Raw genomic sequence first — 15,362 nt, forward strand, 5'->3', positions numbered from 1 at the left:
GGCTAGGACGCGTTCTGAAGCGCCTTGTCGATCGCCTCGGCGTCCGGTGCGCAATCACCGGCGCCGGGAACCAGCGTCGCCAGCGCGCCGGCCGCGCAGGCGCGGCGTAGCGCGAGTCGCCGCTCATCCGCCGAGCCGGGATTGGGCGGCCAGTTCGCGGCCAGCACACCGGCGAACACGTCGCCGGCGCCGGTGGTGTCCACCGCGTCCACCGCGGGGGAGGGCACCGAGTACTCGCCGTCGGCGCCGGCGTAGCGCGCGCCGCGTGAACCCAGGGTGACCACCAGGTGTGTTGGGCGCCAAGGCCATTCGTTGGCTTCCTCTTCGTTGGTGATCACCACGTCGGCGGCGGCCGCCAGCTCGCCCAGCGAAGCGGGATCCTGGCCGGCCGGTGAGGCGTTCACTACGACGACCGCTCCGGCCGACCGGGCGTGTTGCGCCGCCGCGATCGCCGTGTCGACCGGAATCTCCAGCTGGGTCAACATCACATCGCAGTCGGCGACCACGTCGCGCGCGCGGTCATCGGTCAGCGTGAACCGCCCGTTGGCTCCCGGCGCCACGACGATGGTGTTCTCGGCGTTGGCATCGACGACGACGACGGCGGTGCCGCTGGGCCCGGGGATTTCCACGGCCCCGTCGAGCCCGACACCGTTGGCCCGCAGGTGGGCGCGCAACTGCTCGGCGGCCGGGTCGTCGCCGACGGCCCCGACGAACTGCACGCGCGCGCCCGCGCGCGCGGCTGCCACCGCCTGGTTGCCGCCCTTGCCGCCGGGGGCTTGTGTCATCGACGACGCCAACACCGTTTCGCCGGGCCGCGGGAGGGCGCCTACGCCCAGCGACAGATCGATGTTCACGCTGCCCACTACGCATACCCCTGCCATGGGGCCCGACGTTAGTCGCGTCGCGATGGCGATGCACACGTGGGGCACCGGCGCTTTGGACGTCCAATCGCGTCACGGCAAACGCATCAATATCTCGGCGTGCGCACGCTAGTCTGCTGCGTGAGGAGCTGGATCCCGAGAAAAGGGGCAGGCAATTGACGACCAGCGAGCTAACCGATGCCGCACCCCGCATCGAACCCGGCCCGGCTCACCAGCCCGTCACGCGTACGCGCCAGCCGCGCAGCCGTTTCCGGTTCGGCATCCAATCCAAAATCCTGGTCACCATGCTGCTCTCGAGCATTTTGGGCGTCGCGGTGATCGGTCTCATCGGAGCCGTGTCCGGCCGCACCGCATTGCGGGAAGTCGAATCCGAACGGCTCATCGAGATGCGCGAGTCCCAGAAGCGGGCAGTGCAGGCGTTGTTCAGGGAGCTGACGAGTTCGCTGATCGTGCAAAGTGGCGGTTTCGGCATCAACGAAGCGACGGCGAACCTCAGCACCGCCTTTGCCCAACTGGCCAACGCGAACATCACGCCGGCCGAAGAACAGACCCTGGTCAATTACTACGAAAACGACATGATCAAACCGATCAAACGGATCACCGGTAACGCGATCGATCTCAAGGCGGTGCTGCCGAGTTCCAACGCGCAGAAATACCTTCAGGCGCACTACACCGCGGCGCCCAGGCCGACGGCCGACTCGCCGCCCGCCGAGGACGCCGGCGACGGCAGCGCGTGGTCGGCCGCCAACGCCCGCTTCGACTTTTTCCTGCGCGGCATCGTCACCCGTTTCGATTACCGGGATGCGCTCCTGCTTGATATGCAGGGCAACGTCGTCTACAGCGTCATGAAGGGTCCGGATCTGGGGACCAACATTCTCACCGGTCCCTATCGCGGATCCAACCTGCGCGGCGCCTACCAAAAAGCCGTGGCGTCCAACGATGTCGACTTCGTCTGGATCACCGACTTTCAGCAGTATCAGCCGCAACTGGACACCCCCACCGCGTGGGTGGTGTCGCCGGTCGGCATGAACGGCAAATTCGAAGGGGTCATGGCCCTGCCGGTGCCGATCGGGAAGATCAACACGATCATGACCGCCAACAAGCATTGGGAAGCCGCGGGGATGGGTCCGGCCACCGAGACCTACCTGGCCGGCCCCGACGACCTGATGCGTTCCGACTCAAGGGTATTCATCGAAGACCCGAAACAATACCGGCACGAGGCCATCGAGGCCGGCACCCCGCCCGACGTCGTGGACCGGGCGCTGCGACTGGGGGGCACCACGTTGGTCCAGCCGGTGCCGACCGCGGGCCTTCGCGCCGCGCAGCGCGGGGAGACCGGCGTCATGAGCGCCACCGACTACACGGGCAACCGAGAGTTGGAAGCCTACGCGCCGCTGGACATCCCCAACTCCGATCTGCACTGGTCGATCCTGGCGACCCGCGACAACTCCGACGCTTTTGCGCGGCTGGGCCGGTTCAGCAAGAACCTCGTCATCGCGGTCACGGCAATGATTTTCGCCATCTGTGTGGCCTCGATGTTCGTCGCCCACGCGGCGGTGCGCCCGGTCCGGCGCCTCGAGGAGGGGACCCGAAAGATCAGCTCCGGCGACTACGACATCAACATCCCGGTGCGCACCCGCGACGAAATCGGCGATCTCACGGCGGCTTTCAACGAGATGAGCCGCAACCTCGCGATCAAGGAGGAGCTGCTCAACGAGCAGCGCCGCGAGAACGATCGCCTGATGCTGGCCCTGATGCCCGAGTCGGTGCTGCAGCGTTATCGCGAGGGCGAGGAGACCATCGCCCAAAAACATCAGGACGTCGCCATCATCTACGCCGACATCGTCGGCCTCGACGAAATGTTCACCGAGATGCCGGAAGACGAATTGGTGGGCACCGTCGACGAACTTTTCCGGCAGTTCGATTCGGCCGCAGAATCCCTTGGTGTCGAACGGATCCGCACGTTCCACAACGGTTATCTCGCCAGCTGTGGGGTCGTCACCCCGCGACTGGACAGCATCCACCGTGCCGTGGACTTCGCCCTCGAAATCGGCCGCATCATCGATCGGTTCAACAGCCAAAGCCGCCATCAGCTGGGCCTTCGCGTCGGCGTCAACACCGGCAACGTCGTCAGCGGATTGGTGGGCCGTTCCGGCCTGGTCTACGACATGTGGGGCGGCGCGGTGAGTCTGGCCTACCAAATGCACAGCGGCGCACCGCAGGCCGGCATTTATGTCAGCTCGCAGGTGTACGAAGCGATGCGCGATGTCCGGCAGTTCACTGCGGCGGGCACGATTTCGGTCGGCGGGACCGATCAGGCGATTTACCGGTTGCTGGAGCGGTGATGAACATCTTCGGCTCGTCATGGTTCTACTGGGCGGTCGGTATCGCGATCGGATTGCCGGTCGGGATGATCCTGCTGACCGAACTACACGATGCGCTGCTGCGCAGGCAAAGCCCCCTGGCCCGGCAGGTCGGATTGCTGCGCAACTATTTGCTGCCGCTCGCCGCGCTGTTGTTGCTCCTGGTTCGGGCCTCGGGGATTCCGGCCGGTGACATCCCGGTGCGCATCCTCACCACCGTGTTCGGCCTGTTGGTGGTGGTGCTGCTGTTGTCCGGGCTCAACGCGACCGTGTTCGAGCGGGCTCCCGAAAAGAGCTGGCGCAAAAGGCTTCCCACCATCTTCATCGACGTGGCCCGCATAGCGCTGATCTGCGTCGGCCTGGCGGTGATGTCGTCGTACATCTGGGGTGTGCGGATCGGCGGGGTGTTCACCGCGTTGGGCGTCACGTCGGTCGTCATCGGTCTGATGCTGCAGAACTCGGTCGGGCAGATCGTCTCGGGCCTGTTCATGCTGTTCGAGCAACCGTTCCGGATCGACGACTGGCTCGACACCGGCACCGCGCGGGGACGCGTCGTCGAGGTGAACTGGCGCGCGGTGCACATCGACACCGGCAGCGGAATCCGGATCATGCCGAACGCGGCGCTGGCCACCACGTCGTTCACCAACCTCAGTCGCCCGCCCGGGCCGCACAAATTGGCGATCACGACGACCTTCTCCGCCGCCGACGCGCCCGACCGGGTGTGCGCGGTGCTGTCGCGGGTGGCCCGGGCGCTGCCACAGCTCAAGCCCGGCAGCGTGCCCCGCTCGGTGCCCGTGGGGGCCGGCGAGTACCGCACGACGATCGGGTTGGACTCACCCGCCGACGCCGGCGCCGCGACGGCCACGTTCCTGCGGTGGGCCTGGTACGCCGCCCGACGGGAGAATCTGCGCCTCGACGACGCCGATGACGACTTCTCGACGGTGCAGCGCGTGGAGCACGCGCTGCACGAGGTGGTGGCGCCGGCGCTGCGGCTCAGCACCGAAGAACAGCGGTCATTGCGCTCGTCGGCGCGAATCGTCCGATACGGCACCGACGAGCTCGTGGAGGACGCCGGACAGGTGCCCACGGCGATGACGTTCCTGGTGGCCGGCCGGGTGCAGCTCACCGCCACCGCCGACGACGGGACGGTCGTGCCCATCAGCACCCTGTCCGAGGGCGCGTTCCTCGGACTGACGGCGCTGACCCGCCAACCCAACCTGGCCAGCGCGTATGCGCTCGAAGAGGTCACCGCGCTCGAAATCGATCGAGAACACATCGAGCATCTGGTGATGCGTGCCCCGACGCTGCTGCAGAATTTCGGCACCATCCTCGAGGAGCGGCGCAGCAAGGTGCGCACCGCCCGGCGCGGCGAGCGCGTCGGGTAGTGGCGATCGCGAGCGCGGCGGAGCCGCGCGAAGCGGGTCGCCACCATCGGAGGTAGTGGCGATCGCGAGCGCGGCGGAGCCGCGCGAAGCGGGTCGCCACCATCGGAGGTAGATCGGCCCGCGTCACCCGGGCTTTTGCGGCCGGATACCCTGGTTCAATGAGTCTGCAGGCACCATTGCGCAGCGGAGCGGCCCAACAGCGGGAGCCTGACCTGCGCCGGGAGGTGCACGACGCCGCCCGCCGCGCCCGCGTCGCCTCCCGTGTCCTGGCATTGTTGCCGACCGTCGCCAAAGACCAAGCGCTGCGCTCGGCGGCCGACGCCGTCACCTCCCACGCCGAATTGATCCTGTCCGCCAACGCCGAAGACGTCGAGGCCGCCCGCGCCGCCGGAACGCCGACCGCGATGCTCGACCGACTGGCCTTGGATACCAAGCGAGTTGAGGGCATCGCGGCGGGCCTGCGTCAGGTCGCCGGGCTCCCCGATCCCGTCGGAGAGGTGTTGCGCGGCTACACGCTGCCGAACGGGCTGCAGCTGCGCCAGCAGCGGGTCCCGCTCGGCGTCGTCGGAATGATCTACGAGGGCCGACCCAACGTGACCGTCGACGCGTTCGGCTTGGCGTTGAAGTCCGGCAACGCCGTGCTGTTGCGCGGCAGCTCGTCGGCGACCCGGTCCAACCAGGCGCTGGTGCAGGTGTTGCGCGCGTCGCTGGTCAGCGAGGACCTGCCGGCCGATGCGGTGCAGCTGCTTTCGTCCGACGACCGCGCCACGGTGACGCATCTGATCCAGGCGCGTGGCCTGGTCGACGTGGTCATCCCGCGCGGCGGAGCCAACCTGATCAATGCGGTGGTCCGCGACGCGCAGGTGCCCACGATCGAAACCGGGGTCGGCAACTGTCACGTATACGTCCACGAGGGCGCCGATCTGGACGTCGCGGAGCGGATCTTGCTGAATTCCAAGACGCGCCGGCCGAGCGTCTGCAACGCCGCGGAGACACTGCTCGTCGACGCCACGGTCGCCGCGGAGGCGTTGCCGCGTCTGGTGACCGCCCTGCAAGACGCCGGCGTGACCGTGCATGGGGGCTTTTCCCAGGACGCACACGAGGACGATCTGCGGCGCGAGTACTTGTCGATGGACATCGCGGTGGCGGTGGTCGACGGTATCGACGCCGCGATCGCCCACATCAACGAGTACGGCACCGGCCACACCGAGGCCATCGTGACCACCAATATGGCTGCGGCGCAACGATTTACCGACGCTATCGACGCCGCGGCGGTGATGGTGAACGCGTCCACGGCGTTCACCGACGGGGAGCAATTCGGTTTCGGAGCCGAAATCGGCATCTCCACCCAGAAATTGCACGCCCGCGGTCCCATGGGGCTGCCCGAACTGACCTCGACCAAATGGATCGCGTGGGGAGACGGACAGACGCGTCCGGCCTGAGATCCCCGTGCAGAAAGCGTTTTAGGAGAACCAATTGTGAGTGTGCCCGCCCGGTCAAAGCCGCTGTTCGAGGACATCGACGACGTCTCGCGGCGGTTGGCCGAGACCGGCTACCTGCCCGACACCGCCACCGCGACGGCCGTGTTCCTGGCCGACCGCCTCGGCAAGCCGTTGTTGGTGGAGGGCCCGGCCGGCGTGGGCAAGACCGAATTGGCCCGCGCCGTGGCCCAGGCCACGGGGTCGGGCCTGGTGCGCCTGCAGTGCTACGAGGGGGTCGACGAGGCCCGCGCGCTCTACGAATGGAACCACGCCAAGCAGATTTTGCGCATCCAGGCCGGCTCCGGGGACTGGGACCAGACCAAGGACGACGTGTTCAGCGAGGAGTTCTTGCTGCAGCGTCCGCTGCTGACCGCCATTCGGCGCACCGAGCCCACGGTGCTGCTCATCGACGAGACCGACAAGGCCGACATCGAGATCGAGGGCCTGCTGCTGGAGGTGTTGTCTGACTTCGCCGTGACCGTGCCCGAACTGGGCACGATCACCGCCGAGCGCACGCCGTTGGTGGTGCTGACCTCCAACGCGACCCGCGAACTGTCCGAGGCGCTCAAGCGTCGCTGCCTGTTCCTGCACATCGACTTTCCCAGCCCCGATTTGGAACGCCGCATCCTGTTGTCCCGTGTTCCCGAGCTGCCCGCACACCTGGCCGAGGAGCTGGTGCGCATCATCGGCGTGCTGCGCGGGATGCAACTCAAGAAGGTGCCGTCCATCGCCGAGACCATCGACTGGGGCCGCACGCTGCTCGCGCTGGGCCTGGACACCATCGACGACGCGGTCGTCGCCGCCACGCTGGGCGTGGTGCTCAAGCATCAATCCGACCAACAGCGCGCGGCCGGCGAGCTGCGGCTCAACTAGGAACACCGCCATGGCCGCCCGCCGCATTCGCCCCTCCCGGCCGCTCGCCCCGCACGGGCTGCCCGGGCACCTGGTCGGCTTCGTGGAAGCGCTTCGGGCAGCGGGGATTTCGGTCGGCCCGTCGGAGACGGTGGACGCCGGCCGGGTGATGGCCACCCTCGGCCTGGGCAACCGCGAGGTGCTGCGCGAGGGCATCGCGTGCGCGGTGTTGCGCCGGTCGGATCATCGCGAAACGTATGACGCCATGTTCGACCTGTGGTTCCCGGCGGCGCTGGGCGCGCGCGCGGTGGTCGCGGAGGACGAGGCCGACTACACCCCGGACGACAACGCGTTGCCACCCGACGATGTCGAGGCGATGCGCCAGATGCTGCTGGATCTGCTGGCCGACAACCCCGATCTGGCCGACATGGACGAGCGCCTGGTGGCGATGATCGCCCGCATCGTCGAGGCCTACGGGAAATACAGTTCCAGCCGGGGCCCATCCTTCTCGTCGTACCAGGCGCTCAAGGCGATGGCCCTGGACGAACTCGAGGGCAAGCTGCTGGCCGGGCTGCTCGCCTCCTACGGCGACGAACCTACGCCCACACAGGAGGAGATCGCCAAAGCCCTTGCGGCGCAGCGGATCACCCAGCTACGCAAGATGGTCGACGCCGAGACCAAGCGGCGCACCGCGGAGCAACTGGGCCGCGATCACGTCCAGATGTACGGCATACCCCAGCTTTCCGAGAACGTCGAATTCCTGCGCGCCTCCGGCGAGCAGCTGCGCCAGATGCGCCGGGTGGTGGCGCCGTTGGCGCGGACCCTGGCGACCCGGCTGGCGGCGCGCCGGCGGCGCAGCCGCGCCGGGTCGATCGATCTCCGCAAGACGCTGCGCAAGTCGATGTCCACCGGCGGGGTGCCGATCGACGTGGTGCTGGCCAAGCCGCGCCCCGCCCGGCCCGAACTGGTGGTGCTGTGCGACGTCTCCGGCTCGGTCGCCGGGTTCAGTCACTTCACCCTGCTTCTGGTACACGCTCTGCGCCAACAGTTCTCGCGCGTTCGCGTGTTCGCGTTCATCGACACCACCGACGAGGTGACCCACATGTTCGGGCCCGAGGCCGACCTGGCCGTGGCCATCCAGCGGATCACCCGGGAGTCGGGCGTCTACAGCCGCGACGGCCATTCCGACTACGGCAACGCGTTTGCGTCGTTCGTGCAGGCGTTCCCGAATGTGCTCTCCCCGCGCACCTCGCTGTTGGTGTTGGGGGATGGCCGCACCAACTATCGCAACCCGGAAACCGAGCTGCTGTCGCACATGGTGACCGCCAGCCGGCACGCACACTGGCTGAATCCCGAGCCCAAGCATCTGTGGGGAAGCGGCGACTCGGCGGTGCCGCGCTATCAAGAGGTCATCCCCATGCACGAATGCCGGTCCGCCAAGCAGTTGGCCGCGGTTATCGACCAGCTGCTGCCCGTGTGAGGTCGCTGCTGCACCTCTTGTCACACCAGTCACGGCAGTCTCCGGCCGAGACGACACTGCTTGCGCCCACCTCCGAGGACAAGCCGGCCCGCCTCAGGTGTTGTCGCTCGGAGGTGGGCACAAGGCATGCGACCCCGAGCGGGGACTGATGGGGCGCATGTGACGACAGCTCGGACAGGCCCTGATCATCGCCTCAAGTAAGCTGGCACATCGTGCAAAAGCAGCTTCGCAGGTTAGGAGTGATGGGTGGGACGTTCGACCCCATCCATTACGGCCACCTGGTTGCCGCCAGTGAGGTCGCCGACCTGTTCGACCTCGACCAAGTCGTGTTCGTACCCAGCGGCCAGCCCTGGCAGAAGGACCGCGACGTCTCCGCCGCCGAGGACCGCTATCTGATGACGGTGATCGCCACGGCGTCCAATCCCCGGTTCTCGGTGAGCCGGGTCGACATCGACCGCGCCGGCCCCACCTATACCAAGGACACGCTGCGCGACCTGCGCGCGCTGAACCCGGATTCCCAGCTGTTCTTCATCACCGGCGCCGACGCGCTGGAATCCATCCTGTCCTGGCAAGGCTGGGAGGAACTGTTCGACCTGGCACGCTTCGTCGGAGTCAGCCGCCCCGGCTACGAGTTGAGCCACGACCACATCACCGGCGTCCTGGGCGAGCTCGCCGATGACGCGTTGACGCTCGTCGAGATTCCGGCGCTGGCGATTTCGTCGACCGACTGCCGCCGCCGCGCCGAGGAGCACCGTCCGCTGTGGTACCTGATGCCCGACGGCGTCGTGCAGTACGTCTCCAAGCGGCGGCTCTACAGCAAGCCGGGCGGCGAGGAGTCCACGTGAGCGCCACGCGGGAAGCCATCGACATGGCGACGGTGGCCGCCGGCGCCGCCGCCGCGAAGCTCGCCGACGACGTCGTCGTCATCGACGTCTCCGCCCAGCTCGCCATCACCGACTGCTTCGTGATCGCCTCGGCGTCCAACGAGCGACAGGTCAACGCCATCGTCGACGAGGTCGAGGAGAAAATGCGCAAGGCGGGCTACAAACCCGCGCGGCGCGAGGGCACCCGCGAGGGCCGCTGGACGCTGCTGGACTATCGCGACATCGTCGTCCACATTCAGCACCAGGACGACCGCGACTTCTATGCCCTGGACCGGTTGTGGAGCGACTGCCCGGTGGTGCCGGTGGACCTCGACGAGCGCGGCGGGGACTCCGAAGACTCGAGCGCGCAATGAAGATTCGTCGGCTGATCATGTTGCGGCACGGGCAAACCGAGTTCAACGCCGGCAGCCGGATGCAGGGCCAGCTCGATTCCGAACTCAGCGAACTCGGGCGGGCGCAGGCCATCGCCGCCGCCGAGGTGCTGGGCAAGGTGCAGCCGTTGCTGATCGTGTCGTCGGACCTGCATCGCGCCTACGACACCGCGGTCAGGCTGGGGGAGGTGACCGGCTTGGCGATCCGGGTGGATCAGCGGCTGCGGGAGACGCATCTGGGTGACTGGCAGGGATTGACCCATACCGAGGTCGACGCGCAGGCCCCCGGCGCCCGATTGGCCTGGCGCGAAGACGCCACCTGGGCCCCGCATGGCGGCGAAAGCCGGGTGGATGTCGCGGCGCGCAGCGTGCCGTTGGTCGCCGAACTGGCCGCCGCCGAGCCGGAATGGGGTGATCCCGATGGGCCGGACCGCCCGGTGGTGCTGGTGGCCCACGGCGGGCTGATCGCCGCGCTGTCGGCCGCGTTGTTGAAGCTTCCCGTCGGCAACTGGCCGGTTCTGGGTGGCATGGGCAACGCCAGCTGGGTTCAGCTGTCCGGCCATTCCGGCGACGAGGACGACGAATTCGAGAGCATCCGCTGGCGTCTGGACGTATGGAACGCCTCGGCACAGGTGTCCAACGATGTCCTCTGAATCACGTCCCACACTGCTGATCTTCGCCGACTCGCTGGCCTACTACGGCCCCACCGGCGGCCTACCCGCCGACGATCCCCGCATCTGGCCGAACATCGTTGCTGCCCAATTGGATTGGGATGTGGAGCTGATCGGTCGCATCGGCTGGACGTGTCGGGACGTCTGGTGGGCGGCAACCCAGGACCCGCGGGCGTGGGCGGCGCTACCGCGTGCGGGAGCCGTCATCTTCGCCACCGGCGGCATGGATTCGCTGCCCTCGGCGCTGCCCACCGCGCTGCGTGAGCTGATCCGCTACGTGCGACCGCCGTGGCTGCGACGGTGGGTGCGCGACGGCTACGGGTGGCTGCAGCCCCGGCTCTCCCCGGTGGCCAGGCCCGCCCTGCCGCCGCACCTGAGCGCCGACTATCTCGAACAGACCCGTGGTGCAATCGATTTCAACCGCCCCGGGATCCCGATCGTGGCCTCGCTGCCGTCGGTGCACATCGCCGACACCTACGGCCGGGCCCACCACGGTCGGGCGGGGACCGTGGCCGCCATCACCGCGTGGGCGCAAAGCCACGATGTACCCCTGGTCGATCTCAAAGCCGCTGTCGCAGAACACGTTATGAACGGCCGGGGAAACCCCGACGGAATCCATTGGAATTTCGAGGCCCACCAGGCGGTCGCGGAGCTGATGCTCAAGGCGCTCGCCGAGGCCGGCATCCCGAACGAGAAACCCCGCGGGTAGCGCTCGTGACTGTCGTGGTCGTGACCGACTCGTCGGCCCGTCTGCCGGCCGACCTGCTCGACAAGTGGGGGATACGTGTTGTGCCCCTGCACATCCTGCTCGACGGCACCGACCTGCGTGACGGCGTGGACGACATTCCGGGTGACATCCACAAGCTGGCGGCGACCACCGCGGCGGCGACCCCGGCCGAACTCGCCGACGCGTACCAACAGGCGCTGGCCGACAGCGGCGCCGATGGCGTGGTGGCCGTGCACATTTCGTCGGCGCTGTCGGGAACCTGCCGGGCCGCCGAGCGCACCGCGGCCGATCTGGATCCCAACGTGCGGGTCATCGACTCCAAATCGGCGGCGATGGGCACCGGATTCGTGGCCGTGGCCGCCGCCCGGGCGGCGGCCACGGGCGGTGACCTGAACGCCGTCGCGGATGCTGCCCGCGAGGCCGTGGCCCGCGGACACGCCTTCATCGTGGTGCACCGGCTGGACAACCTGCGCCGCAGCGGCCGCATCGGGGGCGCCAAGGCCTGGCTGGGCACCGCGCTGGCGCTCAAACCGTTGTTGCGCATCGATGACGGGAAACTCGTTCTGGCCCAACGGGTCCGGACTATCAGTCACGCGACGGAGGCGATGATCGACCGGGTCTGCCAGGTTATCGGCGACGGCACCGCAGCCCTGGCGGTGCACCACGTCAACAACCCGGACGGCGCCACCGAGGTGGCGACGGCGCTGGGCAAGCGGCTACCGGCGTGTGAGCCCGCGATCGTCACCGAGCTGGGACCGGTGCTGGCGCTGCACGTCGGCGCGGGCGCGGTCGCGGTGAGCGTCCAACTCGCGGAAGCTTAGTGGCGATCGCAAGCGCGGCGAAGCCGGGCGCTGCGGGTCGCCACCATCGGCCTAGGCGCTGACCGGCCGTCGCGCGTTGTCGCCGCGCGGGTGAACAACCTGCGGCCACCAGAACCACCGCCCGAGCAGGGTGGCGATCGACGGCATCAGCAGTGTGCGCACGATCAGCGTGTCGAGCAGCAGACCGATGCAGACCGTCGACCCGAACTGACCGAGCACGCGCAGATCGCTCCCCAGCATGGACGCCATGGTGAACGCGAACACCAGACCCGCGGCCGTCACCACCCCACCGGTCCCGGCCATCGACCGAATGATCCCGGTCTTGAGGCCGTGATGGATCTCTTCCCTGAACCGGGACACCAGCAGCAGGTTGTAGTCGGATCCCACGGCCAACAGGATGATGACCGCCAGCGCCATCACGATCCAGTGGATATTGATGCCGAACAAATCCTGCCAAATCAGCACGGACAGACCGAAAGACGCCGCGATCGAGCTGGCAGCGGTGCCGACGATGACCAGCGCGGCCACCACGCTTCGGGTCAGCAGCAGCATGATCATGAAGATCAGCGTCAGTGACGCGATGACGGCGATCATCAGGTCGTACTTCTCACCGTCAGCCATGTCCTTGAACGTCGCGGCGGTTCCGCCGAGATACACCTTGGCGTCGGCCAGCGAGGATTGCTTCAGCGCCTCCTGCGCGGCGGTGCGTTCGGCCGCCACCCGTTCAATTCCCTCCGGCGTCATCGGATCGTCCTGGTGGGTGATGAAGAATCGCGCCGACTTACCGTCCGGCGACAAGAACATGCGCAGACCCGTCTGGAAGTCGGGGTTGTCAAAGGCTTCTGGCGGCAGGTAGAAGAAGTCGTCGTTCTTCGACTGATCAAAGCTCTGACCCATGACGATCCCGGTGTTGCTCATCGCCTCCATCTGGTCGATCATCGCCTTGAACGTCTGATAGAGCGTCAGCGTGATGCCCCTGGTCGTTTTCAAAGTGGCGATCAGCGTGGGAAACAGCTCGGTCAGGTCGCGTGACGCTTTGGCGGTGTGCGTGATGTCGGTCGTCAAATAGTGGAACTGCTCGGCCAATTGGTCGAACCCGTCGAACGTGTCGAACAAAGATCGCAGCCCGATGCACACGGGAATGTCGTAGCAGTGCTTCTCCCAGTAGAAGTACGTACGGACCGGCCGGAACGTGTCGTCGAAATCGGCGATGTGGTCGCGCAGGCTGTCGGTGATCTGCGACGTCACCTGCGTGGTCTTGGCGCTGTCGTCGGCGGCGTTGGCCAAATCGAGCGACACCTCGTACTGGCGCTGCGTGGTGTCGATTTGGGTCTGCAAGTCATCGGCCATTTTGAGGATGTCGTTCATGCGCTCCTTGAGAAAGCCCATGTTCTGCATCGTCGTCTGGCTCTGGACGCTGTTCTGGAACGGGATCGAGCTGTGCTGAATCGGGATGCCCAGCGGCCTGGTGATGTCCTGAACCATGGCGATGCCGAGCGTGCGCATCTCGTTTTTCGCCACCCGGTCCAACACCAGCATGTCGGCCGGGTTTCGCATGTCATGGTTGGATTCGACCATCAACAAGTCGGGGTTCATCCGGGCCTCGGAGAAGTGCCGATTCGCGGCTTCTTGCCCTTGATTGGCGGGGGCTGACAACGGCAGGTAGTGACGGTCATTGTAGCTGGGCTTGAAGCCCGGCAGTGCCACCATGCCGACCAGGACGATAGCGGCGCTGACGGCCAAAATCGGTGCGGGCCAACGCACTACCGCGGTGCCCACCCGGCGCCACAGTCGCCCTCGCTTCGCCTGCCTTTCGAAGAAGTGGAAGCGACTGCCGACGAAGACGACCGCGGGGCCGAGGGAAAGCCCGGCGAGCACCACGACCAGCATGCCGATCGCCACCGGCGCGCCCATGGTGTTGAACCAGGGCAGCCGGGTAAAACTCAGGCAGTAGGTCGCTCCCGCGATCGTCAGTCCGGAGCCCAGGACGACCGGGGCGACGCCCCTGAATGTGGTGTAGTAAGCCGTTTCTCGGTCCTCACCGGCGGCCAACGCTTCTTGATATCGCCCGACGAGGAAGATGCCGTAGTCAGTTCCCGCGGCGATCGCCAGCATGGTGAGGATGTTGGCGGCGAACGTGGTGAGCCCGAATGCGTTGTTATAGGCCAGAACCGCGACGACGCCCCGCGCACACGCCAGCGCCACGAAGGTCATGAAAAGCTGGATCAGCGTCGTGACGATCGACCGGTAGACCAGCAGCAGCATGATCGCGATCGCGCCCAGGGTGAACAGGGTGATCTTGGCCAGGCTGGCGTTACCGATGATGTGCATGTCGTCGGACAGCGCCGCGGGGCCGGTGACATAGGCCTTCACGCCGGGTGGCGCCTTGTTCTCATCGATCACCTTGCGGACGGCGTCCACGGAGTCGTTGGCCTGCGTGGTGCCCTGATTACCGGCGAGGTTCACCTGCACGTACGCGCCCTTGGCGTCGGCGCTCTGCGCTCCCGCAGCGGTCAGGCGGTCGCCCCAGAAGTCCTGGATGTGCTGGATGTGCGCGGGATCCTTGCGCAGGTCTCGGATCAGCTTGTCGTAGTACTTGTGCGCGTCCGGGCCCAGCGGCTGCTGACCCTCCAGGACGATCATCACGGTGCTGTTCGAGTTGAATTCGTGAAAGTTACTGCCCAGCCGCATCATCGCCTTCATCGACGGCGCGTCCAGGGGAGTCATCGGCGCCGAATGCGCCTCACCGACCACTTCCAGAGACGGAACCAGGACGTTCACCAAGACGGTGATCACTACCCAGCCCAGGATGATCGGGATCGCAAAGATGCGGATCGCGTGGGGGAGGTAGGGGCGGTGGCCGCGCTCGGCCTTCGACAGGCCCCCCGCTTTGATGGGGCCGGTGGCTGCGTCGTCTTCGGCGCTTCTGGCGCCGGAATCGGTCTCGTTGTTCACATTGCTCATGCGGACTTCACCAGGCAGAAGGTCTGGGCGTTATGGCCGTCGGAGTTCTGGTTGTCGCGGACGACGCCGTCCACGGTGATCTTGCAGTTGATCGTGGGGCCGTTGCTTTGCGCCATGATGTTGGCGCTCACCGAGGGCAACGTGGTCGAGATCGTCGTCGACCACGGCAGCGGCGCGTTGTCGACCTGATGCGTGTTGGCGTTCTCGTCCCAGTAGTTGATGTTTGCCGTGGTGCCCGGGGCGCCGGAAATCTCGTAGACGACGACCTTCGGGTTGAACTGCACGATTTCGATCCCCTTGCCGGCGTTCGCGTTGAGATCTTCCGAGCCGAAGAGCTTGTGCAGCCGCGACACCACGAGTGCAGACAAAGCCAGAACGACGACCAGCAGCAGCGGTATCCACCCATTTTTGAGCACGCGGGTCACGATGCCGGGGCGAGGACCTGTTTTCGGATCAGCCATCACCTGACCGCCTTTCGCCCA

The 15,362-nt window shown here is 66.9% G+C and carries 13 protein-coding genes and 1 pseudogene; 11 read left to right on the plus strand and 3 right to left on the minus strand.

Annotated elements, in window-relative coordinates:
• Window positions 1–2: 2 nt before the first annotated feature.
• Window positions 3–881 carry a ribokinase gene (locus K883_RS16705; protein WP_081656321.1) on the minus strand — a complete coding sequence of 293 codons (879 nt, stop codon included), beginning with the start codon at window positions 879–881 and terminating at the stop codon, window positions 3–5.
• 155 nt (window positions 882–1,036) lie between these two features.
• On the opposite strand from K883_RS16705, the gene K883_RS16710 reads away from it, so the two are divergent.
• The 11 genes and pseudogenes from K883_RS16710 to K883_RS28570 all read left to right on the plus strand — a co-directional run.
• A complete protein-coding gene (locus K883_RS16710; RefSeq protein ID WP_020822097.1) occupies window positions 1,037–3,226 on the plus strand; it encodes an adenylate/guanylate cyclase domain-containing protein in 2,190 nt (729 codons plus the stop codon).
• Complete coding sequence (locus tag K883_RS16715) at window positions 3,226–4,629, plus strand: mechanosensitive ion channel family protein (RefSeq protein WP_036455013.1); 1,404 nt, start codon at window positions 3,226–3,228, stop codon at window positions 4,627–4,629. The genes K883_RS16710 and K883_RS16715 overlap by 1 nt, the downstream gene beginning before the upstream one ends.
• Window positions 4,630–4,787: 158 nt before the next feature.
• Window positions 4,788–6,071 (plus strand): glutamate-5-semialdehyde dehydrogenase, encoded by a 1,284-nt coding sequence (locus K883_RS16720; RefSeq protein WP_020822099.1) that lies wholly within the window; start codon window positions 4,788–4,790, stop codon window positions 6,069–6,071.
• 36 nt (window positions 6,072–6,107) lie between these two features.
• A complete protein-coding gene (locus tag K883_RS16725) occupies window positions 6,108–6,983 on the plus strand; it encodes an AAA family ATPase (protein WP_008255233.1) in 876 nt (291 codons plus the stop codon).
• 10 nt (window positions 6,984–6,993) lie between these two features.
• Window positions 6,994–8,442, plus strand: a complete 1,449-nt coding sequence (locus tag K883_RS16730; RefSeq protein ID WP_036455015.1) for a vWA domain-containing protein — start codon at window positions 6,994–6,996, stop codon at window positions 8,440–8,442.
• 212 nt (window positions 8,443–8,654) lie between these two features.
• Window positions 8,655–9,287 carry a nicotinate-nucleotide adenylyltransferase gene (gene nadD, locus K883_RS16735; protein ID WP_072501239.1) on the plus strand — a complete coding sequence of 211 codons (633 nt, stop codon included), beginning with the start codon at window positions 8,655–8,657 and terminating at the stop codon, window positions 9,285–9,287.
• On the plus strand, window positions 9,284–9,679 hold the full coding sequence (gene rsfS / locus K883_RS16740) for a ribosome silencing factor (protein ID WP_008255239.1): 396 nt from the start codon (window positions 9,284–9,286) through the stop codon (window positions 9,677–9,679). The genes nadD and rsfS overlap by 4 nt, the downstream gene beginning before the upstream one ends.
• Window positions 9,676–10,350 (plus strand): glucosyl-3-phosphoglycerate phosphatase, encoded by a 675-nt coding sequence (gene gpgP, locus K883_RS16745; RefSeq protein WP_008255240.1) that lies wholly within the window; start codon window positions 9,676–9,678, stop codon window positions 10,348–10,350. The genes rsfS and gpgP overlap by 4 nt, the downstream gene beginning before the upstream one ends.
• A complete protein-coding gene (gene octT / locus K883_RS16750) occupies window positions 10,340–11,077 on the plus strand; it encodes a diglucosylglycerate octanoyltransferase (protein ID WP_036455017.1) in 738 nt (245 codons plus the stop codon). Before gpgP ends, octT begins: the two co-directional genes overlap by 11 nt.
• A 5-nt stretch (window positions 11,078–11,082) precedes the next feature.
• Complete coding sequence (locus K883_RS16755) at window positions 11,083–11,916, plus strand: DegV family protein (protein ID WP_036455019.1); 834 nt, start codon at window positions 11,083–11,085, stop codon at window positions 11,914–11,916.
• Window positions 11,865–11,978 (plus strand): annotated as a pseudogene (locus tag K883_RS28570) (hypothetical protein); the annotation flags it as partial. The gene K883_RS16755 and the pseudogene K883_RS28570, both read left to right, overlap by 52 nt.
• On the opposite strand, the gene K883_RS16760 reads toward K883_RS28570, so the two are convergent.
• On the minus strand, window positions 11,968–14,880 hold the full coding sequence (locus K883_RS16760; RefSeq protein WP_036455020.1) for an MMPL/RND family transporter: 2,913 nt from the start codon (window positions 14,878–14,880) through the stop codon (window positions 11,968–11,970). The pseudogene K883_RS28570 and the gene K883_RS16760 overlap by 11 nt on opposite strands.
• The gene (locus tag K883_RS16765) at window positions 14,877–15,341 is read right to left on the minus strand and encodes an MmpS family transport accessory protein (RefSeq protein ID WP_179945074.1); all 465 of its coding nucleotides are present in this window, start codon (window positions 15,339–15,341) and stop codon (window positions 14,877–14,879) included. The genes K883_RS16760 and K883_RS16765 overlap by 4 nt, the downstream gene beginning before the upstream one ends.
• Window positions 15,342–15,362: the final 21 nt, after the last annotated feature.

It is taken from the genome of Mycobacterium sp. TKK-01-0059, from assembly GCF_000709305.1.
GTDB lineage: Bacteria > Actinomycetota > Actinomycetes > Mycobacteriales > Mycobacteriaceae > Mycobacterium > Mycobacterium intracellulare.